We start from the raw sequence: 22,970 nt of genomic DNA, 5'->3' as shown, positions 1-22,970 counted from the left end.
GAGACTGATTGGCAATACCTTCACACGGCGCGAGCGGGCAGGATTCGCAGATGTATCCCACGCTCGTAGCACTCAACTGCCTTGCCCGCACCTGCTGCATCAATGCGGCCACTACAGCCAGAGGCATGCAGCAAATAGGCCTGCTTTTTGTGCTGAGCCCAGCCTTGTGCTGGCTCTATCCCGAAGGCGAGGCCCGCGCCCGTGCCTTTGCCCGCTACAGCGGGCACAGCAATACCCACCCCTTCATGATCCCGCTCTTTGTGGGCATTCTGCTTTCTCTTGAAGAAGAAATAGCCAAGGGCGCTCTGCCCGAACACGCCGTAAGCTCGGTGCGCGAAACCCTGGCCACGACTCTTTCAGCCTTGGGCGATTCATTTTTCAGCGGAACCCTGCTGCCTTTGTGGGCGCTTGTGAGTGTATCCCTGCTGCTCTCCGGCTATGTGGCGCTGACAGGCATTATTGCTGTGGGATTTTTTCTTGCCCTGCTGATTTTCAGGGCGGGCAGTTTTTTTTCAGGCCTGCGCCACGGCATGCCCGTGCTGGTGCGCCTGAAACGCCTCAACCTCATCAACTGGGTAGACAGGCTCAAAATGGTCAATGCCGCGCTGGTGGCCCAGGTCATCTGGCACCTGCCCCTGAGCCGCATGAAGCCTTTTCCGTGGGATGTTTACCTGCTGGGGGCGCTGGCCGTACTGGCCGCATCCTGGCTCGTGGCAAGGCTTCGCCTGCCGCGCATTCTATTGTGGGGCATGACCCTTGGAGCGCTGATTCTCATGGACGTTGGCCTCATTGGTATGTAATATATATCGGACTGGCAAATTGATGGAGAGCGGATTGACGAGGCCCGGGCAGATATTTGGCGCTGTTGCGCCCGCCCTGATTGGCCTGACGGTGCTAAAAGGTGAGGAAATGGAAGAAACCATTGAAGAAACGTCACGCGGGCTGGCACTGCGGCTTTGCCTGAATTTGCGCAATGGCCTGCACGCCCGACCCGCAGCGCGACTGGCGCAGGAAGCCCAGCGCTACTCTGCGGCTATTCAGCTTGTCAGCGATACTGGCGAGGTTGACGCCAAAAGCATGCTCGATGTTCTTTCCCTTGCTCCGCCCTTCAATGCGGAACTGACTCTTCTGGCTCAGGGGCATGACGCCCGCGAGGCCCTCTGTGGCCTGGCCCGCCTTCTCAGCACCATGCAGGATTAACATGGCCCGCGCGGTACTTTTTGGATCTCCCGTTTCTCCCGGCATAGCCATTGGCCGGGTGCGCTTCATGCACAAGTTGCAGCAGGATGAAGAACGGCGCATCACGCCTTCTGAAGTGGAGGCTGAACAGGCCGCCCTGCGCCTTGCCGCCGAAGATGTGCGCGCATCACTGCAAACGACAATGGAAAACGTGCCCGAAGATCTGGCCGAATATCGTGATGTCATTGCCGCACAAATGGAAATGGCCCGCGATGCCAAGCTGCTCAACGCTACCCTCGCGCGCATTGAACAAAAACTCATTGCCGCGCCCTGGGCTTTGCGTCTGACGGTTGAAGAATTGTGCGCCCTGTTCAGGGGAATGGACGACCCCTATCTGCGAGACCGCGCGCAAGACATCCGCGCCGTGGGGCTGCGCCTGCGCGAACGGCTGTTCGCAGACCCCACTGAAACTCCCGGTTCGGCTGAACCCGCAGTGCTGGTAGCTGAAGATCTTTCCCCGGCTGACGTTATGGAATTGAATCTGGACTGCGTGCTGGGCATTCTGACTACCGAGGGTGGCCCAACCTCGCACACAGCCATTCTTTCACGCAGCCTGCATATTCCCTGCTTGTCCGGCGTTACCGGACTTGTGAGTGTGGCCAGAGAAAACGAACTGGTCATTATTGACGGCCTTGGCGGCAGCGTGCTGCTGGAACCGGACGAGGCGGATCTGGCCCGGTATGAAGCCCGCCGCCTCGAATACACCGGATGGGAAGAGCTGACCTTGCTGACGGCACGCTGGCCCGCAGAAATGTGCGACGGCGTGCGCGTGGTGGTTCAGGCCAACCTGGAGAGCAACGAAGAACTTGCCGCAATACCACGCAGCGGAGCAGACGGCGTTGGCCTGTACCGTACGGAATTCGCCTACCTCAAAGGCCGCCTGCCCGATGAAGAAGAACTGCTGGCCGAATACTCCGTTGTGGCCCAAAAGATTTCTCCTGAGCGCGTTGTTTTTCGCACACTTGACGTAGGTGCGGATAAAATGCTGCATGCCCAGGCTGCCCTCAAGGAACCCAATCCCGCCCTCGGGCTGCGCGGCATACGTTTTTGCCTGCGCCATCAGGGTCTTTTTCGCACCCAGTTGCGCGCGCTGATGCGGGCCGGAGTTCACGGCAACGTGGCCATCATGCTGCCTATGGTTTCAGGCCTGGACGAAGTGCAGCAGGTGCGCCGTATTATACAGGAAATGCATCAGGAGCTGACCGCGCAAAACCTGCCGCACGCGCCAGTGCTTCCCTTGGGCGTCATGATAGAAACTCCGGCGGCGGCCCTCATTTGCGATGCCCTTGCCAGGGAATGCGATTTTTTCAGCATTGGCACCAATGACCTCATACACTACATTATGGGCATAGACCGCAACAACCGCCATGTGGCATATCTTAATGAACCCCTGCACCCCGCTGTGGTACGCTCGCTCAAACATATTGTTGACGCAGCCCACCGCGAAGGCATAGGAGTTTCCGTCTGCGGCGAACTGGCCTCGGACCCCCTGGGCATGGCCTTGTTGCTGGGCATGGGGGTAGATACGATATCTGCGGCTCCACGCTTTGTGCCGGGCTTGAAGCACCTTATCCGCCAGCTCAGTGCCGAAACCTGCATGGAACTGGCCCACAGCGTGCTCCTGAGCACTGATGTTGCCGCGTCCCGCCGCATGGTTCGCGAGCAATTACACCAATCTCTTGGGCCGGAACTGGCCTTTCACACCACCAGCCTTTTGACACACAGCCAGCCATGAGCCAAAAAACATCACCTTCCACTATTGCCGTTAATAAAAAGGCCCGCCACCTCTATGAACTTTCTGAGTTTACAGAGGCTGGCATTATACTTACCGGCCCTGAAGTCAAAAGCATTCGCGCGGGCAAGGTCAACTTTATCGATAGCTATGTAGATTTTCGCCGGGGTGAAGCCTGGCTGGTCTCTCTGCATGTGGCTCCTTACTCCAATGCGGGCTACGCGCCGCAAGAGCCGGACCGCGCCAGAAAACTGCTGCTGCACCAGCGTGAAATTGCCAAGCTGGCAGGTCTTGTGGCCCAGAAAGGCCTGACGGTTGTGCCTGTTCGCCTGTACCTCAAACGGGGCAAAGTCAAGGTAGAAGTAGCCATAGGCCGGGGCAAGAAATTGCACGACCATCGCGAAAGCCTTAAAAAACGCGCTGAAGAGCGGGACATGGCCCGCGAACTGTCGTAAAGCATTTTAAGTTTAGGGAGGCACTGATTTAAAGAGCCTCCTGGAAACACGCAGTTATTTCGTTTGGCAAGGCGCGATCTTTTTTTGAAGCAGGAGTGGACTCTTTCGTCTTCCACTGTTTCAAAAAGAGTGCAACAACGCCGCCAAACGGGATAAATCAGCGGTTCCTTAGAAAAGCTTACATGTTCCAGTCAGCGTTGCGCCAAGCTTTCTTGCGCCGTCTAACGAGCCTTCGTGTAGTGGCCTGACCGGCAAGGCAGCAATACAAGGGCAGCCCCGGCAGCGGTGGAACAAAAAGATTTGTGCACAAAAAGCGCACAACACCTGTTTGAACAGAACATGATGGCAGAAGCTAGGCAATTGCGCTGATACCGTCGGTGCAGCCGACACAGCCAATGTATGACCCGCCGAACGGCAACCGATCGGCGGTTTTTTACGGGCACGAAAAGGTATGCGCTACCCGCCCCTGCAAGCCCCTTTGTTCTGGCAGACCTGCCTTTGCTTCTGGATAGGCGGCATTGCCTCTGCTGTGTGGCCGCAACAGACCCTTCTTTGCCTTTTTCTCCTGATTCTGGCTGACAGACGCCTGTGGCGGATAACCCGCCTTGCTTTCTGCTCAATGCTGGCTGTTGCCGGGCTGCTGACCGCACAGTGGCAATTGTTCGGCAGTCCGTGGCAACAGGGGCTTTCCAACCCGGAACAACTACTCTGGCTGGCGCAAGGGAGCAAAAACTTGCGCGTTTGCGGCACAGTCACTGACAGCCAGGGCTTGCCTGACCAGAGGTTACGGTTACTGCTCTCTGGCCTGATGCCTGAAATGGCAGAACAGGCAAAAGTTATCCCCGTCGGCCACGAGCAGAGCGAGCAAACAGCAGTTCCCGCTGAACAGGGTCCGGCCCCAGCGCCGCTGACCAGCCTTGCCGCGCTCACATGGGAAAATCCGCCTTTGCGGCCCCTGCCGGGGCAAAACCTCTGCCTCAATCTGCGGCCCATCCCCATGCAGGGGTTCGCCAACGTTGGGCAATTGCCGTGGGAACTCTGGTGGGCGGCACAGGGCGTACACTGGCGCATGTGGACGCAGGGCGAGCGCGCTGAACCTCTTTTGCAAGGCGAACCCGGACGTTCTGCCCATTGGCGTGAAATCCTGCGTTCGGATTTTCTGACGGCCCTGAAGGCCCCCCTGATGCAGCCTCCACTGCTTCATCCCAATGATGTTGCGCCTGACGTTTCAAATCCCCAATATGCCTCCGCTGGTTTCACTTCACAGTCTGGCGGCTCTGAACTGAGCCAGGGCAAGGCTATTCTTCTGGCCCTGCTTTTCGGAGACAGACAGTATCTGGATCAGGCAACCCTGAACAATTTCGCGGCCGCCACTCTTGTGCACAGTCTGGCTCTTTCAGGCCAGCATCTGGTTATTGCGGGTATGCTTGGGCTGGCCTGTGTGTTGACTCTGGCTCGCCTGCGTCCTGGCATCTACCTGCACCACCCCAAAACGCTGTGGGTCATACTGGCGTCCCTGCCTCCGGCACTGGCCTACTTATGGCTGGGAAACGCTCCGGCATCTCTGCTGCGGGCTACGGTCATGCTTTTTGTGGTAGCGCTATGGCTCACTATAGGCCGCCCGCGCACAACGCTGGACGCTTTGTGCGCGGCGCTTCTGTGCATCACCGTGGCCGCTCCGTTGAATGTTTTTGATACAGGGTTGCAACTCTCGGCCCTGTGCGTGGGAGCCATCGGATTGAGCCTGCCCTGGCTGCGGCAATTAACGCCGGAAGCAGATACTTTTTCTGCAAGAGGGTTGCGTGCACGCCTGTTCTGGTGGGGCCGTACGCTGCTGCGCATTTTTCTAGTCTCGCTCTGTGTGCAGGTGGTTCTGCTGCCGCTCAACATGCTTCTTTTCGGCAACGCCGGATTCTGGTTTCCTCTCAATGTGGCATGGCTGCCTGTGGCTGATCTTTTTGTATTGCCAGCCTCTGTTCTGGGTTTGTTATGCGCGGCAACGGGTATGGAGCCCGCTGCCCGCCTGATATTGGACGTGGCAGCTTTGCCGTGTCAGTGGCTGGTAGATATGCTGGACTGGCTGGCTGAAAGCGGCTTTTTGTCAGCTCCATCCATGCTGCGCCCGCACTGGACAGCCCTGCCCGCCTTTGCCGCCCTGCTTACGGCACTGGCTTTCAAGGCAGGACGCCCCACCCTGCCCAAAGCGGCACTTCGCCTCTTGCTGGCAGGGGGACTGCTGCTTTTTGCTGGCCCCATATTGCGGCTGTCAGAACGCCTGTCGCCAGAGATACGTCTGGACGTGCTGGATGTCGGCCAAAGTCAGGCCGTGGTTCTTCGCCTGCCGGGGCATGTGCGCATGATGTTGGACGGCGGCGGCAGCGCGTCACCACGGTTTGATCCCGGCCAGAACATCGTAGCCCCGGTCTTGCTCTACAACGATGCGCCACGCGTGAACGCGGTGCTGAACAGCCATCCCGATCTGGACCACATGGGCGGCTTGGTGCATATTTTACGGCAGTTTGGTGTAAGCGCCCTGTTTGACAACGGACGCAACAGCAGTGACGCCAGAAATGGCTGGGGAGAAATCTGGGCCAAGGTACGGCAAGAGCATATGGCCCAGCCTCTTGCGCAAGGCGACATTATACTTCTTGGCAATCCAGCCAATGGCCTGCAACTGGAAATTCTGCATCCGCCGCGCGCCAACAAGATCAGCCCCGTGACGAACAGCGCCGTCAACGCCGCATGGGAGGGCAATAACGCGTCCCTGGTGGCAAAGCTGACCCAGCATGGCAAGGGGCTGGCTATCATTCCCGGCGACGCCGAACGTAAAAGCCTGCGGCATATGCTGGATAAGGGGATGGACCTTCGGGCCGAAGTGCTGGTGCTGCCCCATCACGGTTCAGACAGCAGCTACCTGCCCGATTTTTATGAGGCTGTGCAGCCCAGAATAGTAGTTGCGGCCTGCGGATTTGAAAACCGCTACGGCTACCCAGGCAAAAAGGTGCGGGCTTGGTTGGACAACGCGGCGATACCCCTGTTGTTCACAGGGCGGGACGGGCAGGTAAGCCTGATCTGGCCAAGGGACAAAGGGCAGGATGCCAGCGTGCATGTTGAGACCCAGAGAGCGAGCCATGAGGAAGCAAAAGGCGGCAGAAAGGAAGCCAGCCGGGGCGGATCCCCAAGCCGCAAAGAACTTGCAGAAGATACAGACAAAATTAAAGATTAACAGATCGCAAGGTGAGAGCGCCAGGCAGCGTCGCCACGAGCTGGCCGAGTATCACTACTTCTGCTGGGCTGCGAATTCAATTTCCAGATGCTCTTTGCCCCACTGGTAAAGCCCTTTCAGTGTGGGAAGCAGTCGCCAGCCTTGCGCAGTCAGGGCATATTGCACACGGCGCACTTTGCCTTCAAGCTCTGTTCTACTGATCAGACCGTCAGCCTCCAGCTCTTTAAGGCATTTTCCAAGCATCATATTGGTGATTCCGGTCACTTCCCGGCCAAGGGCATTGAAGCCGCAACAGCCTGTATCTGCCAGATGCCAGAGAATAGGAAGTTTCCACTTGCCGCCAATGAGATTCAGTGCATGAATCAAGGGACAGGGAACTTCATAAACACTTTCTCGCGGTAAAACCGTGCTATAGCCAACCGCCACTTTTGCCTGCATAAGCTGGTGCTCCTTGAAATGCCTTCCTGGGCAGACATATTCTCTGCCTCTTTTGCCACGAACAAAGCCCGCATCTCAGGTTAGAAAAAACTGCGTACTTGTTTTTTAACCTGCGCTTCCTTTAGAATAGACGAACTTTGAGAATATACGTTCTCAAAGTTTAAGATACGCTAGCTGCGGCGCTTAGCAGCGCATAAATAGCGCTTACGCCTCCACGGCGAGCGTTTGCTCACGCAGCCACCTGAGCATTTTAAAGGTAAAATGCTTTAAAGTATGTTTGTCGATACAACGCACGGCGCAGATGTGCAAGAATGCCTCACGGCACTTTTTATTAGGAGAAAACCATGAAATTTTACGCTATTAACGGAAGCCCGAGAAAGAAACACAATACAGCCACGGTGTTGGCCAAAGCCCTTGAAGGCGTGTCGGCTGTTCTTCCTGATGCGCAGACAGAAATGCTGCACCTTTACGACTATTCGTACAAAGGCTGTATAAGCTGCTTCGAGTGCAAGCGCCTGGGCGGAAAATCGTACGGCAAGTGCGCGGTACGAGACGAGCTGGCCCCTGTGCTGGAAAAACTTTCTCTCGCCGACGGCATTATCTTTGGCTCGCCTATATACTTCAAAGGCATCACTGGCGAAATGCGTTCTTTCTTTGAGCGCTTTCTTTTCCCCTATCTCGTGTACGATGCCACCTATTCTTCCATCGCCCCCAAGAAAATGAAAACAGCCTTTATCTACACGATGAACGTCACAGACGCTGCCATGAGAGACATGAACTATCCTGAACATCTTGGCGGTATGGAGTATTTTACGGGCAGAATGCTGACGCCGCCTTCCGTACTTTATGTGAATGATACATATCAGTTTATGGACTACAGCAAATACAAGGTGGAATGCTTCTCTGAAGAAGCCAAACTGAAGCGGAAAAATGAGGAGTTTCCCAAGGATTGCCAAAAGGCCTTTGAACTGGGCATGGCAATGGCTCGCTCGTAAATATTTTACGCTGAAATATTTGTTTAACAGCCAAGTAGCATTGCTGTCTTCGTTATAATGAGCGAAACTGAAACTCAGAGCGGATAAGCATTACCTATGCTTATCTGCTCTGATCGTTTTAATGACCGCCTGTGCTCCGGGCGGCAGGTTGAGCCTGTTAGGCAGTGTCGCCACAAGCAGTGTCGCCACAAGATGAATTTTATTGCCGAGATGTCACAGACACTAGCCAGAACCGATGCTTCGGCAACAGCCTGATGGTCCGCTGAACCACCTTGTATAATGTCAGAACGATTTTTAAAACTGCTAACTCTGACAGTGTGAGCAGTAAACCGTGCTGCGTCCCGACACTTTGGCTTTTTCAAGGAGCCTACCGCATTTTTTGCATGGCTGGCCGCCGCGGCCATACACCGCAAAAGTATTTTGAAAAGCTCCTGCATCGCCGTTGGCGTCCCTGTAGTCGCGTATGGAGCTGCCGCACTGGGATATGGACAAATTCAGCACGTCCTGCAAGCACTTCAGCAGACATTTCGCCTGTTCGGCCGTAAGATCTGCGGCCTTGTGACGCGGATCAATGCCTGCGGCAAACAAGCTTTCGTCTGCATAGATGTTGCCGACCCCCGCCAGAATTTTTTGATCCAGCAGCACGCCCTTAATGGCTGATTTTCTGCCGGAAATAGCCCTGATAAAATCTTTTTTCGTCATGCCCAATGGCTCGGGGCCAAGCCCACTCCAGAAGGGCCAGCGCTCAAAAATATCGGAGGGTCCCGCCAGCATGAGACCGAAAGCGCGCACATCGTCAAAAAATAAACGGCGCGGCCCTTCATGCACAATACCAGCCTTACCCTCACGCTGCTCCAGCTCGTCTTTCGCCTGCTCTGAAGGGGTTTCTCCAGCGCACAAAACATCTTTACTTGTCTGCCCTTGCGCCGGGGGCATATCCAGATCAAGTATGCACCGGGTGTGGGTACCGGGCTCAGTGTGGGCAGCATAGGGCATAAGCCGCCCGGTCATACGCAGGTGCACGGCTAGCCGCAGGTCTTTATATTTGCGCACAGCTGCATTTTCAGCCTGCGTGGCGTCCAGATGCATAAGTAGCAGTTTTCCGCGCCGCCCTACTTCTACAATGCGGCATCCACGCAAATCTTCCAGCGGAACACTCAAAGGGTGCTGGCTGGTGGCGCGTAACACCTGCGCATTTGTGATAATGCATCCCTGCACATGAGGCCGCAGCGTTCTGACAATTGTTTCAACTTCTGGCAATTCAGGCATGATTTTCCTCGTGTTACCCAAAGAGATAAGGCATCTTGTGAGCGTGGCAAGCTGCCACAAGCTATTACTTGCAGTGCACACGTCATTGTCACCAAACGCATGCCCGACCACACGAAAAACATCAGCCCCTTGCTCAGGACGTAAACCAAAAGAAAAGGGCTGCCGCGCCTACAGGCAACAGCAGCCAATAAAATTTCGGTGTAAGGCGATAGCGCCCCAACAGCCATTACTTTTTCTCTGAAGTATCCGAGAGATAAATATCCAATAATCCTTCCGGTGGATCAATGACCACTGCCGGGGCATCCACATCAAAGCCCACGATGAATTCCGGTCTTGCAGGAAAAAGTACTTCCTTGCCGTCATCCGTCATGATGACCCACATTTCAAGATCAGCGGGATACTCGAAATGGTCAAGCGTACCAATGCGTTGCCCGTCGGGCAACAGCACATCGCCGCCAAGCAGGTCTTCCAGATAGACTTCGTCGTCTTCCGGCTCTGGCAGGGAATCTCGCTTGGTGAGCAGCTTATATCCACGAAAGTTTTCAGCAGCGGTGCGGTCTGCCACGCCCTCAAGCAAGAGCAGGGGACGCCCCTTGTGACTGCGAACGGCCAAAGGCCGGATACGACGCGGTTCAGCATCGCCCGCCTGAATCCAGAGAGGGGTAGTCAAAAGCAGGGGAGAGTCTGCATACCAGTCGATGCAGATCTCCCCTTTAATGCCGTGGGGCCTCGCAAGCGTGCCCATATGAATCCATGAATCCGCCATAGTACTCGGCGCTATTCCAGAATTTCCAGCACAGTGCGTTTTTTGCACTTGATGGATGCGGCGCTCAGAATGGTGCGCATGGCTCGTGCCGTGCGCCCCTGCTTGCCAATGACCTTGCCCAGATCTTCCTTGGCAACTTTGAGTTCCAGAACTGTAGTCTGTTCGCCTTCCACTTCGCTGACCTGCACTTCGTCGGGATGATCTACCAGGGACCGGGCAATATATTCGATCAGGGCCTTCATTGAGTACCTCCAAAGGGGTCTGCGCCGGAAAAGCCGGAGCAGTAAAGGCCGCGCGCAGTGCCGATATTGCCCAAAACGGCCTGTCCCAATATGCGTTAACATATTTGGGAGGCCGCAGGGCGTCTGCCGCCGTGGCGGAAGCTTAGCGGAATGCGCTAGGCCATGTGTTTCTTGATCAGGGAGCGCACGGTGTCCGTGGGTTCAGCGCCACGGGCCAGCCATTCCTTGATTTTATCCGCATCAAGCTTGACTTCGATCGGATCTTTCATGGGGTTATAGTAGCCCAGGAATTCCAGCGGACGGCCATCACGACGGGTTTCGTCAGTGGCGGCCACAACCCGGTAGAAGGGGTGCTTTTTGCTGCCGAGGCGGGTCAATTTCAACTTTACAGCCATGAGTCCAACTCCCTTTGAGGTGGTATGTTATCGTTGCGCCCGGGAAAGGGCAAGGGCAGAAAAGCCCTGGCGCAAAGAGGTGTTGCCGTTACGACGGCGCTCCTTGCCGCGAAATATTTACTTTTTTTTACGCTTTTGGCGCTCTTTTTTCTTGCGCTTTTTTGCTGCTGCCGATTTTCCGGTGCCAGAACGCCCGCCGGGCAGGCCTTCCATACCGGGCATTCCGCCCATGCCAGGCATTCCACCCATTCCGGGCAGACCACCAAGGCCGGGCATTCCGCCCATGCCGCCGGGCGGCGTCATACCGGGGGGCATACCGCGCATGCGGGGCATTGAGGGCATTTTAGCCCCTTTGCCGCCCATCATCCCCTTCATCATCTGGCGCATCTGCTCAAACTGGCGCACAAGCTGATTTACTTGGGCCACGGTGACACCCGCGCCCTTGGCTATGCGCGCCCTGCGGCTGCCGTTGAGGATGTCGGGGTTACGGCGCTCGGCCATAGTCATCGAACTGATGATGGCTTCGGTGCGCGCCATTTCCTTTTCGGGCATGACGCCGCTGGCTTCAGACAATTTTTCACGCAGGCCGCCAAGCCCGGGAATCATTTTAAGGATGCTGTCCAGCGAGCCGAGTTTTTTGATGCGGCGCATCTGGGTGCGAAAATCTTCAAGGTCAAAGCTGGCCTTCTTCATCTTGCGGGCCAGCTCTTCGGCCTCCTCGGCATTGATGGCCCCCTGTGCTTTCTCCACCAGAGTAAGCACGTCGCCCATGCCCAGGATACGCCCGGCGATACGGTCAGGGTGGAAAACTTCCATCTCCGACAGTTTTTCGCCCATACCCACAAATTTTACGGGGGCGCCCGTCACCGCGCGGATGGAAAGGGCCGCGCCGCCGCGCGCATCGCCGTCCATCTTGGTAAGCACAACGCCAGTGATGCCAAGGCGCTCGTTGAAGCTTTCAGCCACGGTCACGGCGTCCTGACCGGTCATGGCGTCAGCCACAAACAAAATTTCCTGCGGCTGCACAGCAGCCTTGATGGCCTCAAGCTCCTGCATGAGGGGCTCGTCCACATGCAGACGGCCCGCCGTATCCAGCAGCAGCACAGTGGCCTGCTCGCGCCGCGCCTCTTCCAGGGCGGCCTTGGCAATGTCCACGGGATTCATATCCACGGTGGAGGGATAGCAAGGCATGTCCAGCTGCTTGGCAAGTACGGTCAGCTGGTCAATGGCTGCGGGGCGGTACACGTCGGCGGGCACAAGGTAGGGGCGCATCTTTTGCTTGCGCAAAATATTTGCTATCTTGCCAGCAGAAGTTGTTTTACCCGAACCCTGCAAGCCCACAAGCATGATTACTGCGGGTTCGCGGCCCTGAAGGTCAAGCCCGGCGGTTTCGCCGCCAAGCAGGTTGACCAATTCGTCATTGACGATCTTGACCACCTGCTGCGCAGGACTTACTCCTTTGAGCACTTCCTGGCCAAGACATTTTTCGCGCACGTTTTCAACAAAGTCTTTGACGACCTTGAAGTTAACGTCCGCTTCCAGCAAGGCCAGCCGCACTTCGCGCAGGCCCGCCTGCACGTTTTCTTCGGTAAGCTGGCCGCGTCCGCTGAATGAGCGGAATACGCCGGAAAGTCTGTCTGAAAGGCTCTCGAACATGTAATCTCCACGGGGCCGCAGGGCGGCAAAAAGCAGTGCAGTCGCCCATTTCGCGCAGCTTTTACGCGAGGTGGCCGCACGGCGCACATGCCCCATAGGGGGCGAAGTGGTGATTCATAGGATGTTTGCCGCCTCACGTCAAGTCTTGGACGAAAAAGGCACGGCGGTACTTGCCAAGCACAGCTAAAAACTGTACGCGCATGCACCCGCTCAAAACTATGCTTGGCTGCTCTTTTTTCGCCAGACAGAACATTGATGATTTTGGCGGACGGTGTTTCCTTATTATAAGGAGATCAGGTCGCAAAGGCGCGGCCCGCATTGACATACGGCCCACAAGGGGATACCCTGTTAGACTACAATTTGAACAATTATTCCAGCACATTACGAGGAAGTCATGTTCACCAATCGCGGCAAGGCGCTGACCTTTGACGATATTTTGCTCATTCCCGGCTATTCGGACATCACCCCTGACGCCGTGGACATAGCCACCTGGCTCACCCCTTCCATCCCCCTGCGCATCCCCCTGCTTTCTGCCGCCATGGACACCGTGACGGAATCCGCCATGGCTATTTCTATGGCACGCATGGGCGGCATCGGCATCATTCACAAGAATATGACCGTGGCACAGCAGCGCCTGGAGGTCGAGAGGGTTAAAAAGAGCGAGAGCGGCATGATCCTCGACCCTGTGACCATTTCACCCAACAATACGGTGCAGGAAGCCCTTGACCTTATGTCGGACTTCCGCGTTTCGGGCCTGCCCGTTGTGGCGGATGGCCGTCTGGTGGGCATTCTTACCAACCGTGACGTTCGCTTCATTGAAGATGGACACGCTGTGCGCGTGGCCGACGTCATGACCAGCCAGAAGCTCGTTACCGTGCCCATGGGCACTTCGCTTGAAGAAGCCAAGCAGCATCTGCACGAACACCGCATTGAAAAACTGCTTGTTGTTGATGAAGAAGGCCATTTGCGCGGCCTCATCACCATGAAAGACATCGACAAAGTGCAAAAGTACCCCAATGCCTGCAAGGACACCGCCGGACGCCTGCGCGTTGGCGCTGCCATCGGCATTGGCAAAGACTGCGAAGCCCGCGCCGAGCAGCTGCTTGAAGCCGGAGCCGACGTTCTGGTGCTCGACTCTGCCCACGGGCATTCGGTCAATGTCATCAACGCCATCCGCATGGTCAAATCTGCCTTCCCCAACTGCCAGCTTGTGGCGGGCAACGTGGCCACCTATGAAGGCGCCAAGGCCATTCTTGAAGCCGGAGCAGACTCCGTCAAAGTAGGCATCGGTCCCGGCTCCATCTGCACCACCCGCATCGTTGCGGGCGTGGGCGTGCCCCAGGTGACCGCTGTTATGGACGGCGGCCGCGCCGCACGCGAAATGGACCGCTGCTGCATCGCTGACGGCGGCATCAAGTTTTCGGGCGACATCGTCAAGGCTCTGGTAGTGGGCGCGCACTCCGTCATGATCGGCTCGCTTTTCGCGGGCACGGAAGAAAGCCCCGGCGAAACCATCCTGTATCAGGGCCGTACCTACAAGATCTACCGTGGCATGGGTTCCATTGACGCCATGAAGGAAGGCAGCTCTGACCGCTACTTCCAGGAAAAGAGCAAAAAGCTCGTTCCTGAAGGCATTGTGGGCCGCGTGCCTTACCGTGGCCCCGTGATGGAAGCCGTGTACCAGCTTATGGGCGGCCTGCGCTCCGGCATGGGTTATGTGGGCGCACATAACCTCAAGCAACTGTTCGAAAATACCACTTTCTGCGAAATATCCCCGGCGGGCCTGCGCGAAAGCCATGTGCACGACGTGGTTATCACCAAGGAAGCTCCCAACTACCGTATCGAGAACTAGCCGGCGGCGCGCCTGCGCCGCATGCCTCTGCACACAGGAACCGTGCGCCCCCACTGGACGCACACAGATCATGAGGACGATATGCCCAGCAAGGTCATTATTATAGACTACGGTTCACAAGTTACCCAGCTTATCGCACGCCGCGTGCGCGAGGCCGGGGTATATTCTGAAATTCACTCCTGCGTGACCACCGCCGAACAGGTAGCGGCCATGAAGCCCCAGGCCGTTATTCTTTCGGGCGGCCCTGCCAGTGTTGGCGAAGCTGACGCGCCCGCACTGGACCCCGGCTTTCTGGAGCTGGGCGTACCCGTGCTTGGCATCTGCTACGGCATGCAGCTGCTGGCCCAGAATCTTGGCGGCAAGCTGGCCCAATCCCTCACCCGGGAATACGGTCCTGCCGACCTCAATCTGACCGCGCCCTGCGCCCTGTGGGAAGGCATCACCTCCCCCTCCCGCGTGTGGATGAGCCACGGCGACAAGGTTATGGTTCCGCCGTCCGGCTTTGCCGTCACGGCCAGCACCAGCACCCTTGAAGTGGCGGCCATGGCCGACGAAAGCCGCAAGATCTACGCTGTGCAGTTCCACCCCGAAGTGCACCACAGTGTGGACGGCGAGCGCATGCTGCACAACTTCCTGTTCAAGGTCGTGGGCATCAAGCCCGACTGGACCATGTCGTCCTTCGTGGAACGCGTGGTCAAGGAAATGGCCGAACAGGTGGGCGACAAACATGTGGTCTGCGCCCTTTCCGGCGGCATCGACTCCACGGTTGTGGCCGTACTGCTGCACAGGGCCATCGGCAGGCGCCTGCACTGCATCTTTGTGGATAACGGCCTGCTGCGCCTCGGCGAGGGCGACGAAGTGGTCAGCTACCTGCGTGAACACTTTGACCTCAACCTCAATTTTGTTCAGGCGCAAGAGCGTTTTCTCTCCAAGCTCAAGGGCGTGGAAGATCCGGAAAAGAAGCGCAAAATCATTGGTCATACCTTCATTGAAATTTTTGACGAAGAAGCCAAAAAACTCTCTGAAGTTGATTTTCTGGCCCAGGGCACCCTTTACCCCGACGTTATTGAATCCGTCTCGCACAAGGGCCCCAGTGCCGTTATCAAAAGCCACCACAATGTGGGCGGCCTGCCCGATACGATGAAGCTCAAGCTCATCGAACCCCTGCGTGAGCTCTTCAAGGACGAAGTGCGCAAAGTCGCTGCCGAACTGGGCATGCCCGACTCAATCGTGTGGCGTCACCCCTTCCCTGGTCCCGGCCTTGCCATTCGCGTGCTTGGCGAAGTGACGGAAGAACGCCTTGCCATTCTGCGTCAGGCAGACAAGATCGTGCAGCAAGAGCTGCGCGAGTCTGGCTGGTATCGCAAAGTGTGGCAGGGATTTGCCGTATTGCTGCCCCTCAAGACCGTGGGCGTGATGGGCGATGGCCGCACCTATGAGCATGTTATCGCCCTGCGCGTGGTGGACAGTGTGGACGCAATGACCGCTGACTGGGCCCGCCTGCCCGCCGAGCTCATTGAGCGCATGTCTGGACGCATCATCAATGAAGTCAAAGGCGTCAACCGCGTGGTTTACGACGTGTCCTCCAAGCCGCCCAGCACCATTGAATGGGAATAGGAGAACCCTATGTTCGGTATAGGCAGCACTGAACTTCTGGTCATCCTTGTGGTGGCCCTGATTGTGCTTGGTCCCAAGAGTATGGCCAACGTATCGCGCACTCTGGGCAAGGCCCTGGGCGAATTCCGCCGGGTCTCCACCGACTTCCAGCGCACCCTCAATGCCGAGGCTGAAGAGGAAGAGCAGAAAAAACGTAAAAAAGAAGCTGCCAAAGCTGCCAGAGAAGCCGCTGAAGCAGAAGCTGCAAAGGCCGCCACGCAAGCGGCTGAGGCAGCGGCTGCGACCTCGGCTGTGGCAGACGGGCAACAAGCTCCTGGCGAAGGCACGGCAACATCCCCGCAGGAAACTCCTGCGGCGGAAGCTGTGCTGGACACCACGGCTGTGCATCCCGGCGAGGCTACGGCGCAGGCTCCGGTTGAAGGGCAAGCTGCCGTGCAAGATTCGCCGGAAACCGCACCAGCCGCAGAGCAGCCACAGGCTCCCACTGCTTCCGGGGCGGCAACGCCTTCGGTTGAAGCTGGCGTGCCTGTTCCGCCTGCAGGCAGCCCGCTGGCCGAAGCCCTTGCCCGAACTGAAGCCGAAGTTCGTGAGGCGGAGGCCCGTCTGGCCCAGACCGCAACAGTTTCTGACAACGGCGGCAAGGCATGACCGAAGAGAAAAAAGCACCACTCGAACAGGCATCTACTGACAGCACGACTGCTACACACCAGGAGTCTGATCAGACGGCGGAAGCATCCGCCGCCCTGTCTGTCATCAACCATATCGACCTTGAGGCCGCCAGTCAGATGGCGGCCTCTGCCGCGTCTTCCGAACAACAATCCGTGCAACCCGCTGAAGCGGATTCCGGCGCTGTTACGGAAAATGCCACAACAGAACCTGTAAAAGCCACGGCAGCAGACGCATCGGCAAATGTTGCGCCAGACATTTCGTCAAATGCATCACCTAGCGCATCACCTGAAGAGCAGCAGGAATCCCCTGCGTCTCAGCCCGCCGACGGCGCAGCCACGCAAGAATCTTCTGGAACGGCTGATGCTGCTTCTGGCGTAAATGCACCAGCCCCCGCTTCGGGCGGCCAGCCCCCCCTGCCTCCGGCGAGTCCTTTTCCGCCCACAGGCACGTCTGGGGATGATCTTCCCATTCCCGCAGCACCGGGCGGCCAGCTTCCTGCGCCCACTGATGACGATGAAGATGACGACGAGGACGAGCAAGGCAAGTCAATGGGCCTTATGGACCACCTTGGTGAACTGCGCGGGCGCATTGTTCGCTGCTGTATTGCCATCGCTGTTGGCTTTTTTGCTTGCTGGGCCGTTGTTGATCCCATCTTTGACGCTCTGGTGAACCCCTTGCTGGCTGTTTTGCCCAAGGGTTCGCACGCAATTTACACCACCCTGCCCGAAGGCTTTTTCACGCGCATGTATATCGCTGTGGTGGCAGGCGTATTTGTGTCCAGCCCGGTGATTTTCTATCAAATATGGTCCTTTATTGCGCCAGGGCTGTACGAAGAAGAAAAAAAATACATTATTCCCATAGCGGTCATGTCGGCTGTATTTTTCGTGTGCGGCGGGGCATTCTGCTACTTTGTGGTATTTCCCTACGCGTTCAGCTTCTTTGTGAGCTTTGCCACTGAAGAAATTGTGGCCATGCCCAAGGTCAGCGATTACCTGAGTTTTGTGCTCAAGTTAATTCTGGCTTTTGGCATTATCTTTGAAATGCCGCTGTTCGCCTTCTTTTTAGCGCGCATGGGCGTCATTACCGCAACGATGATGCGCAAAGCGCGGCGCTACGCCGTTTTGGGTATTTTTATCGTGGCCGCCGTTCTTACGCCGCCGGACGTGGTTTCACAGCTGCTCATGGCTTGCCCCATGCTTGTATTGTATGAAATAAGCATATGGGTGGCTGCCGCCTTTGGGCGCAAGCCCAAAAAGAGCGAAGACGAAAAAGAAGACGGCGAAGCGGCTTCAGGTGAAGCATCTGAAAGTTCGCAAAAAGCCAAGGCAGCCCATCCTTCGGAGGAAGCATGACCAAAGCTCCGCGCATGTCCACCCAGACACGCACCAGCGCCGAAACTGACATCCGCCTTGAACTGACCCTGGACGGTCAGGGCAAAACGGAAATCAGAACGGGCTTTGGCCTGCTGGACCACATGCTGACCCTCACTGCTTTCTGGGCGGGCATGGATCTCACCCTGATTTGCGAAGGCGATATGGAAGTGGACGCCCACCACACAGCCGAAGACGTTGGCCTGACCCTGGGCAAAGCGTTACTTGAGGCTCTGGGCGACCGTGTAGGAATTGCCCGCGTTGGTTACGGGCGGGTGCCTATGGACGAGGCCCTGACCGAAGTGACAGTGGATATTTCAGGTCGTCCCTGGCTTGAATGGCGCGGCGACGAACTGCTGCCCCCAGTACTTGCCGGTGAGGAAAAAGACCTCTGGCGTGAATACTACAAAGCCCTTGCAAGTGGCGCACGCTGCAATCTGCATGTGGACATGCGCTACGGCAAGAATGGGCATCATCTGCTGGAATCCGCAGCCAAAGGCCTGGGGCTTGCCCTGGCTCAGGCAGTGCGGCGGCACGGCACAACCATACGCAGCACCAAGGGAGGCCTTGATTGATGCATACTCGCCTGAATATACTGCTACTCATCGTACTGAGTCTTGTTCTGGCTTTGGGTGCCTGCTCCAAACGCCCCCGCAGCACGGCTGACGTGCCGCGCAACCTTTCTGGCACCTACACCGTAACGGTTGCTCCCTTTACCCAGCCCATCAACGCCAGCCAGCTTATTATGGGGCGCATTCCTGAAAATCAGGGGCGCACTCCCGAAGATATGCTGATGGCTCTGGACATGCGCCTGCGCCACGTCCTCACCACCGACACCAATCGGCAGTACAAGTTCATCAGCCTGCGCACCCTGCCCAAAGACCTGACAACGTTCCACAGTTCAGAACAGCCCCAGGCCCTGCCCCGCTGGATCGAATACGGCAAAAAGCAGGGCGCACAGGTGCTGCTCATTCCTCAGGTGCTTGACTGGCATGAACGCGAAGGCTCCACGGCTGGCGTGACCCAGTCAGCCCATGTGCGGGTAGAGTTCTTTTTGTTGCGCGTTGATACGGGCAGCATAATGGACCGCTCTGTCTTCGAAGAAAAGCAGCTGGGTCTGACGGAAAACCTGCTCAATATGGGCTCCTTCTTGAAGCGTAAGGGCCAGTGGGTCAGCGCTGAGGACCTCACGGTAGAAGGTATGCGCAAGGCAGTGAAGGATTTGGGATTATGATTCTTTTTCCCGCGGTAGACATTCAAAACGGCAAAGCCGTGCGCCTCAAGCAGGGCCGCGCCCACGAGAGCACGGTTTTTGCCGAAAGCCCGGTTGACGCAGCCAAGGCATGGGAAGAAGCCGGCGCCCGCTGGCTGCATGTGGTGGACCTCGACGGCGCTTTTGACGGCGCTGCCCAAAGCCGCCACATCGTACGTGATATCTGCACCGCCCTTGCCATTCCCGTGCAACTTGGCGGCGGTATCCGCGATATGAAAACTGCTGAAGCCTACCTTGAAGCCGGAGTCAGCCGCCTTATTATCGGCACTCTCGCGCTTGAACAGCCCGAGCTTTTTGCCGCAATGTGCAAGGCCTTTCCCGGTCAGATCGGTGTTTCGCTTGATGCTGAAGGCGGCCGCCTCAAAAGCCGTGGATGGGTGGAAGATACTGGAATGACCGTAGATTCGGCCCTGCCCCGCCTGCTTGAAGACGGTGCGGCCTTTGTTATCTATACAGACATTGAACGCGACGGCATGCAGTGTGGCGTTAATGTGGCTGCTCTGGAACATCTGGCGCGGCTTTCCACCGTGCCCGTCATTGCGGCGGGTGGCGTGGCCACGCTTAAAGATGTGCAGAATCTCTATCCCCTTACCCGCACCACCAGCCTTGCTGGCGCGGTGAGCGGGCGCGCCCTTTATGAGGGAACGCTTAATCTGGCGGAAGCCAATGCCTGGATAGATGCCCAGGCTGGCGCACAAAAATAGCTATAGAATATCAGCAACTATTTACCCCCGGCTTCATTTGAAGCCGGGGGTTTTCTTTCAAATGCTGTGAGCAGATGCGCAAAATCGCAGTAACCGTTCAATTGGCGGCTGGTTTGCTTTTAGGGAGTGGATATACGCCTGAGCGTAAGCCTGCTCTTTCAATACCGCCCTCGCAACATACCATCGTTTGTTGACGCATGATCTGTAAACCAGAGCATTTTAACGTTGAAAAAGCCCACATGTTCAAAAACTACACAAGAGTATTATGCGCCGTAATATGCGAGGATTCTGCCTGAACTTGCAGCCTTTGGCAGAATGGTAACGTTAAAGTATAAAACGCTTTCCAATCAATCTGCTCCAGATCTCAAAATATCTGCACTTGAAATTCGCTGCCACAGTACGCCCTTGCCAAGCTATCTGGCAGTACATATACTATAAATATGAAGCCAATTTTTGATCACCAGTATAACCAAGGCCGCTCGTTTTGCGGCTACCCTGAAGAACGCTATTGGCGGTCCTTTCTCTAATTCCTCGCAGGCAAAACTTCCCTTGGCGTGATGCCACAACAGGTGGCCAGCGCCTTTTCTGCTTTCGGTCTCGGGTAAAATTCAGTGCAGAACAACTGCCCGGGAAATTTACCTGAGAATCTGCTTAAAAAAATCCCCAATTTGCCAAATTTGCGAGGACACAATGCTTGTGACCAAACCTTATCACTGGTTCTGCCTTATGGGAGCCATTGTTTTTGAAGTAGCCGGAACCACAGTTATGAAAATGGCCCAGGGCTGGAGCTTTGCCCACGCCGCCCTGCTGGGGCTGGCGCTCATGTGGCTGGCCATCGGCCTGTCGTACTATATGTTGGCCAAGGCCACCACGGGCCTGCCTGTAGGCGTGGCATTCGCCTTTTGGGAAGGGCTAGGGCTGACCCTCATCACCTTGTGCAGCGTGGCCCTGCTTGGCGAAAGCATGACGCTGAAGCGCGCCCTTGGCCTCGCCTGCGTGCTGGCCGGGGCCCTGCTGGTTCACCACGGTACCGGGCATGGAAAGGAAGACAAGAACGATGGCATTCACCCGGCGGCACGGCCCACTTCCGCCGCAGGGAGCATGCATAGTCAATCCAGAGCCGGGGGGGACGCATAATGCAAGCCGTCACCTCGTTTTTCAATCTTTCTCTGCTGCTGGTTGTGCTGGCTGCCGCTCTGGACGTGCTGGCAAATCTTCTGCTGGCAAAATCCGGCGGGTTTCGCCGCCGCTGGCTGGGTTTTTTTTCTCTGGCCCTGGTGGGTCTGGCTTTTTACTGTCTGTCGCTGGCTGTGCGCAATATGGACCTGGCCGTGGCGTATGCCATGTGGGGCAGCTTCGGCATCCTGGGCACATCCCTTGGGGGCTGGCTGTTTTTCAGCCAAAAGCTTCGGCCCTGCGCCTTCGCAGGTATGGGCCTGCTCATGACAGGTATGGTGCTTTTGCATATGAGTTGAGGCGGGGAAACCTGCCGGGAGGCAATTGTGGGTAAAAGATTCTGGGATTATCTTGAGAAATGGCGGGGGCTTTTTCCGCGCCGCAAGAACTTGCGCTGGCGAGACGGCTGGCTGCAAAACGGCTACTGCGGCGGTTGCCGCTACTGCTGCGGGCCTCAGGATTCCAACGAACCCTTTCCTATGGCTTTGCTGCCCCGGCAACTGCACCCCAGAATAGAAAAAGACTTTTGCATGCTCAACGCCGACACGGCCTATATGGATGGCCGCGGCTGCAAGTCCTGCACATCAAAGGGTTGTGGGCTGCCCCGCGAAGGGCGGCCCGTGGCCTGCGGCCTCTTCCCCTTTGTGCTCATCAACGGCAACCTGTACGTCTACAAAACCTGCCCGGCGATTCTTTTCACCCCGCTGGCGCAACTGGCCCCGCTGGGGCTTGAGGCTGCACGCTGGCTCACCAGTTTCAGCCATGAAGAATTGCGCCATTTGTCCCTTGATATGTCCCCTGCCGTATTGGCAGAAAAGTATATTTCATTGGGCATTCAGATTTTTGACGAAAACGGCGTGAATTTGCAATTGCGGTAAGAGCAAAGCATTTTATTCGTGAAATACCCCCCGGGATTTGTTCTCAAATTCCGGCAGCAAAACAGGCGCAGGCGAGATTCACTCGCCTGCGCCTGTTCTAATCAATTACCCTTGCTCAACTCTAGAGCGGGTTAACTTTAAAAATATATCCAAAGTTTAAGACACGCTGGCTGTGGCGTTTAACCACGCCAATAGCTAGCAATACTGTCTTACTCCGTAGCAGTGCTGTCCTGCCCCATAATACGGTCCCGTCTAGGGTCCAGCCAAGCCCTTATAGGCCAACGGCTGAAGCTGCACTTACGTCTCCACGGCGGGCATCTGCTTACGCAGTAGCCTGAGCATTTCAAAGTAAAAGTGCTCTAAAATATCAAACGAAGCAGGCAGGCTCGCCAGCGCTTACCATTCAGGCACAAAGGTCTGGCATGCGTATTCTTGCGGGATGCGCAGCACATCGTTGAGCGGTAGCGCCATGTAGTAGGCCAGCAAGCTGCGAATAACGCCCGCATGCGCCACAACCAGCAGCGTACCTGTGGGGTAATGCCGCCGCCAGCGGTTTACGGCATCAAGTGCGCGGTTTTGCAACTGCGCGAAACTCTCGCCGCCTTCGGGGCAATAATGGGGGAAATTCCGGCCACGAGCGTCGTATTGACCGGGAAAGCGCTGTTCAATTTCGGCTTTGGTGAGGCCCTGCCACTGGCCCAGATTCAGCTCGCGCAGGTCTGGTTCCAGATGTATCGGGGGCGGGCTGGCGGCCCATTCATTTCCGGTCAGAAGAATGGACGCGGTTTCACGGCAACGCCCCAGGTCCGAGGACACCACTGCCGCCAGTCTTCCCGCCAATATGGGCATGAAGTCGCGGGCCAGAACGCGTATCTGCTCCCGCCCGGCTGGACTGAGAGGGATATCACGATTCCCCACGATACGCCGCTCCGGGTTGGGCGGCAAAGCACCGTGGCGCACAAACCACATGCCGTTCATTAAAAATCTCCAGCATTTTTTCTGTAGCACGGCCCGCAAA

Annotated in this window: 23 protein-coding genes; 16 read left to right on the top strand and 7 right to left on the bottom strand. The window is 56.8% G+C overall.

Annotated features, from left to right (window positions below):
- The first annotated feature begins 50 nt into the window (after positions 1 to 50).
- The 5 genes from HNQ38_RS00760 to HNQ38_RS00740 all read left to right on the top strand — a co-directional run bounded on the left by HNQ38_RS00760 (position 51) and on the right by HNQ38_RS00740 (position 6,652).
- Entirely contained in the window at positions 51 to 800 is a 750-nt protein-coding gene (locus HNQ38_RS00760; RefSeq protein WP_183717303.1) for a PTS system mannose/fructose/sorbose family transporter subunit IID, read from the top strand.
- A 109-nt stretch (positions 801 to 909) separates the two neighbouring features.
- Positions 910 to 1,200: an HPr family phosphocarrier protein gene (locus tag HNQ38_RS00755; RefSeq protein WP_183717301.1), complete on the top strand. Its 291-nt coding sequence runs from the start codon at positions 910 to 912 to the stop codon at positions 1,198 to 1,200.
- Between the two features lies 1 nt (position 1,201).
- On the top strand, positions 1,202 to 2,974 hold the full coding sequence (ptsP, locus tag HNQ38_RS00750) for a phosphoenolpyruvate--protein phosphotransferase (RefSeq protein ID WP_183717299.1): 1,773 nt from the start codon (positions 1,202 to 1,204) through the stop codon (positions 2,972 to 2,974).
- Complete coding sequence (gene smpB, locus HNQ38_RS00745; protein WP_183717297.1) at positions 2,971 to 3,426, top strand: SsrA-binding protein SmpB; 456 nt, start codon at positions 2,971 to 2,973, stop codon at positions 3,424 to 3,426. Before ptsP ends, smpB begins: the two co-directional genes overlap by 4 nt.
- Positions 3,427 to 3,877: 451 nt before the next feature.
- On the top strand, positions 3,878 to 6,652 hold the full coding sequence (locus HNQ38_RS00740; RefSeq protein WP_183717295.1) for a ComEC/Rec2 family competence protein: 2,775 nt from the start codon (positions 3,878 to 3,880) through the stop codon (positions 6,650 to 6,652).
- A 54-nt stretch (positions 6,653 to 6,706) separates the two neighbouring features.
- Here the strand turns inward: HNQ38_RS00740 and HNQ38_RS00735 are convergent, their stop codons facing one another.
- Complete coding sequence (locus tag HNQ38_RS00735) at positions 6,707 to 7,090, bottom strand: winged helix-turn-helix transcriptional regulator (protein ID WP_183717293.1); 384 nt, start codon at positions 7,088 to 7,090, stop codon at positions 6,707 to 6,709.
- 344 nt (positions 7,091 to 7,434) lie between these two features.
- On the opposite strand from HNQ38_RS00735, the gene HNQ38_RS00730 reads away from it, so the two are divergent.
- Positions 7,435 to 8,085 carry a flavodoxin family protein gene (locus HNQ38_RS00730; protein ID WP_183717292.1) on the top strand — a complete coding sequence of 217 codons (651 nt, stop codon included), beginning with the start codon at positions 7,435 to 7,437 and terminating at the stop codon, positions 8,083 to 8,085.
- A 303-nt stretch (positions 8,086 to 8,388) separates the two neighbouring features.
- Here the strand turns inward: HNQ38_RS00730 and mutM are convergent, their stop codons facing one another.
- The 5 genes from mutM to ffh form a co-directional block, all read right to left on the bottom strand.
- Complete coding sequence (mutM, locus tag HNQ38_RS00725; RefSeq protein ID WP_183717290.1) at positions 8,389 to 9,354, bottom strand: bifunctional DNA-formamidopyrimidine glycosylase/DNA-(apurinic or apyrimidinic site) lyase; 966 nt, start codon at positions 9,352 to 9,354, stop codon at positions 8,389 to 8,391.
- A 226-nt stretch (positions 9,355 to 9,580) separates the two neighbouring features.
- Positions 9,581 to 10,120 (bottom strand): ribosome maturation factor RimM, encoded by a 540-nt coding sequence (gene rimM / locus HNQ38_RS00720; RefSeq protein WP_246387918.1) that lies wholly within the window; start codon positions 10,118 to 10,120, stop codon positions 9,581 to 9,583.
- Positions 10,121 to 10,131: 11 nt separating this feature from the next.
- On the bottom strand, positions 10,132 to 10,362 hold the full coding sequence (locus tag HNQ38_RS00715) for a KH domain-containing protein (RefSeq protein WP_012625423.1): 231 nt from the start codon (positions 10,360 to 10,362) through the stop codon (positions 10,132 to 10,134).
- A gap of 155 nt (positions 10,363 to 10,517) precedes the next feature.
- Entirely contained in the window at positions 10,518 to 10,757 is a 240-nt protein-coding gene (gene rpsP, locus HNQ38_RS00710) for a 30S ribosomal protein S16 (RefSeq protein WP_179979665.1), read from the bottom strand.
- 117 nt (positions 10,758 to 10,874) lie between these two features.
- Positions 10,875 to 12,413 carry a signal recognition particle protein gene (gene ffh, locus HNQ38_RS00705; RefSeq protein ID WP_183717288.1) on the bottom strand — a complete coding sequence of 513 codons (1,539 nt, stop codon included), beginning with the start codon at positions 12,411 to 12,413 and terminating at the stop codon, positions 10,875 to 10,877.
- Between the two features lie 394 nt (positions 12,414 to 12,807).
- On the opposite strand from ffh, the gene guaB reads away from it, so the two are divergent.
- The 10 genes from guaB to HNQ38_RS00655 all read left to right on the top strand — a co-directional run bounded on the left by guaB (position 12,808) and on the right by HNQ38_RS00655 (position 21,952).
- Positions 12,808 to 14,265, top strand: coding sequence for an IMP dehydrogenase (gene guaB, locus HNQ38_RS00700; protein WP_183717286.1), 1,458 nt, complete (start codon positions 12,808 to 12,810; stop codon positions 14,263 to 14,265).
- An 81-nt stretch (positions 14,266 to 14,346) separates the two neighbouring features.
- On the top strand, positions 14,347 to 15,882 hold the full coding sequence (gene guaA / locus HNQ38_RS00695; protein ID WP_183717880.1) for a glutamine-hydrolyzing GMP synthase: 1,536 nt from the start codon (positions 14,347 to 14,349) through the stop codon (positions 15,880 to 15,882).
- Between the two features lie 9 nt (positions 15,883 to 15,891).
- Positions 15,892 to 16,530, top strand: a complete 639-nt coding sequence (tatB, locus tag HNQ38_RS00690) for a Sec-independent protein translocase protein TatB (protein ID WP_183717284.1) — start codon at positions 15,892 to 15,894, stop codon at positions 16,528 to 16,530.
- 569 nt (positions 16,531 to 17,099) lie between these two features.
- Positions 17,100 to 17,903: a twin-arginine translocase subunit TatC gene (gene tatC, locus HNQ38_RS14510; RefSeq protein ID WP_183717879.1), complete on the top strand. Its 804-nt coding sequence runs from the start codon at positions 17,100 to 17,102 to the stop codon at positions 17,901 to 17,903.
- The gene (locus HNQ38_RS00680) at positions 17,900 to 18,496 is read left to right on the top strand and encodes an imidazoleglycerol-phosphate dehydratase (protein ID WP_183717282.1); all 597 of its coding nucleotides are present in this window, start codon (positions 17,900 to 17,902) and stop codon (positions 18,494 to 18,496) included. The genes tatC and HNQ38_RS00680 overlap by 4 nt, the downstream gene beginning before the upstream one ends.
- Positions 18,496 to 19,155, top strand: coding sequence for a hypothetical protein (locus HNQ38_RS00675; protein ID WP_183717280.1), 660 nt, complete (start codon positions 18,496 to 18,498; stop codon positions 19,153 to 19,155). The genes HNQ38_RS00680 and HNQ38_RS00675 overlap by 1 nt, the downstream gene beginning before the upstream one ends.
- Entirely contained in the window at positions 19,152 to 19,898 is a 747-nt protein-coding gene (hisA, locus tag HNQ38_RS00670) for a 1-(5-phosphoribosyl)-5-[(5-phosphoribosylamino)methylideneamino]imidazole-4-carboxamide isomerase (protein WP_183717278.1), read from the top strand. The genes HNQ38_RS00675 and hisA overlap by 4 nt, the downstream gene beginning before the upstream one ends.
- Before the next feature lie 690 nt (positions 19,899 to 20,588).
- A complete protein-coding gene (locus HNQ38_RS00665; protein ID WP_183717276.1) occupies positions 20,589 to 21,035 on the top strand; it encodes a DMT family transporter in 447 nt (148 codons plus the stop codon).
- On the top strand, positions 21,035 to 21,373 hold the full coding sequence (locus HNQ38_RS00660) for an SMR family transporter (protein WP_183717275.1): 339 nt from the start codon (positions 21,035 to 21,037) through the stop codon (positions 21,371 to 21,373). Before HNQ38_RS00665 ends, HNQ38_RS00660 begins: the two co-directional genes overlap by 1 nt.
- Before the next feature lie 27 nt (positions 21,374 to 21,400).
- The gene (locus HNQ38_RS00655) at positions 21,401 to 21,952 is read left to right on the top strand and encodes a hypothetical protein (protein WP_183717273.1); all 552 of its coding nucleotides are present in this window, start codon (positions 21,401 to 21,403) and stop codon (positions 21,950 to 21,952) included.
- Between the two features lie 396 nt (positions 21,953 to 22,348).
- On the opposite strand, the gene HNQ38_RS00650 is transcribed toward HNQ38_RS00655, so the two are convergent.
- Positions 22,349 to 22,930, bottom strand: coding sequence for a histidine phosphatase family protein (locus tag HNQ38_RS00650; RefSeq protein ID WP_183717271.1), 582 nt, complete (start codon positions 22,928 to 22,930; stop codon positions 22,349 to 22,351).
- Positions 22,931 to 22,970: the final 40 nt, after the last annotated feature.

Origin of the sequence: Desulfovibrio intestinalis (genome assembly GCF_014202345.1) — a bacterium.
GTDB lineage: Bacteria > Desulfobacterota > Desulfovibrionia > Desulfovibrionales > Desulfovibrionaceae > Desulfovibrio > Desulfovibrio intestinalis.
The sequence above is the reverse complement of the archived record's forward strand: the minus strand, read 5'-3'. Positions and strand labels throughout refer to the sequence as shown.

Excerpts from the sequence above, each read along its gene's own strand:
- HNQ38_RS00760 (WP_183717303.1), top strand. The coding sequence starts at position 51 with ATGTATCCCACGCTCGTAGCACTCAACTGCCTTGCCCGCACCTGCTGC.
- HNQ38_RS00755 (WP_183717301.1), top strand. The coding sequence starts at position 910 with ATGGAAGAAACCATTGAAGAAACGTCACGCGGGCTGGCACTGCGGCTT.
- ptsP (WP_183717299.1), top strand. The coding sequence starts at position 1,202 with ATGGCCCGCGCGGTACTTTTTGGATCTCCCGTTTCTCCCGGCATAGCC.
- smpB (WP_183717297.1), top strand. The coding sequence starts at position 2,971 with ATGAGCCAAAAAACATCACCTTCCACTATTGCCGTTAATAAAAAGGCC.
- HNQ38_RS00740 (WP_183717295.1), top strand. The coding sequence starts at position 3,878 with ATGCGCTACCCGCCCCTGCAAGCCCCTTTGTTCTGGCAGACCTGCCTT.
- HNQ38_RS00735 (WP_183717293.1), bottom strand. The coding sequence starts at position 7,090 with ATGCAGGCAAAAGTGGCGGTTGGCTATAGCACGGTTTTACCGCGAGAA.
- HNQ38_RS00730 (WP_183717292.1), top strand. The coding sequence starts at position 7,435 with ATGAAATTTTACGCTATTAACGGAAGCCCGAGAAAGAAACACAATACA.
- mutM (WP_183717290.1), bottom strand. The coding sequence starts at position 9,354 with ATGCCTGAATTGCCAGAAGTTGAAACAATTGTCAGAACGCTGCGGCCT.
- rimM (WP_246387918.1), bottom strand. The coding sequence starts at position 10,120 with ATGGCGGATTCATGGATTCATATGGGCACGCTTGCGAGGCCCCACGGC.
- HNQ38_RS00715 (WP_012625423.1), bottom strand. The coding sequence starts at position 10,362 with ATGAAGGCCCTGATCGAATATATTGCCCGGTCCCTGGTAGATCATCCC.
- rpsP (WP_179979665.1), bottom strand. The coding sequence starts at position 10,757 with ATGGCTGTAAAGTTGAAATTGACCCGCCTCGGCAGCAAAAAGCACCCC.
- ffh (WP_183717288.1), bottom strand. The coding sequence starts at position 12,413 with ATGTTCGAGAGCCTTTCAGACAGACTTTCCGGCGTATTCCGCTCATTC.
- guaB (WP_183717286.1), top strand. The coding sequence starts at position 12,808 with ATGTTCACCAATCGCGGCAAGGCGCTGACCTTTGACGATATTTTGCTC.
- guaA (WP_183717880.1), top strand. The coding sequence starts at position 14,347 with ATGCCCAGCAAGGTCATTATTATAGACTACGGTTCACAAGTTACCCAG.
- tatB (WP_183717284.1), top strand. The coding sequence starts at position 15,892 with ATGTTCGGTATAGGCAGCACTGAACTTCTGGTCATCCTTGTGGTGGCC.
- tatC (WP_183717879.1), top strand. The coding sequence starts at position 17,100 with ATGGGCCTTATGGACCACCTTGGTGAACTGCGCGGGCGCATTGTTCGC.
- HNQ38_RS00680 (WP_183717282.1), top strand. The coding sequence starts at position 17,900 with ATGACCAAAGCTCCGCGCATGTCCACCCAGACACGCACCAGCGCCGAA.
- HNQ38_RS00675 (WP_183717280.1), top strand. The coding sequence starts at position 18,496 with ATGCATACTCGCCTGAATATACTGCTACTCATCGTACTGAGTCTTGTT.
- hisA (WP_183717278.1), top strand. The coding sequence starts at position 19,152 with ATGATTCTTTTTCCCGCGGTAGACATTCAAAACGGCAAAGCCGTGCGC.
- HNQ38_RS00665 (WP_183717276.1), top strand. The coding sequence starts at position 20,589 with ATGCTTGTGACCAAACCTTATCACTGGTTCTGCCTTATGGGAGCCATT.
- HNQ38_RS00660 (WP_183717275.1), top strand. The coding sequence starts at position 21,035 with ATGCAAGCCGTCACCTCGTTTTTCAATCTTTCTCTGCTGCTGGTTGTG.
- HNQ38_RS00650 (WP_183717271.1), bottom strand. The coding sequence starts at position 22,930 with ATGAACGGCATGTGGTTTGTGCGCCACGGTGCTTTGCCGCCCAACCCG.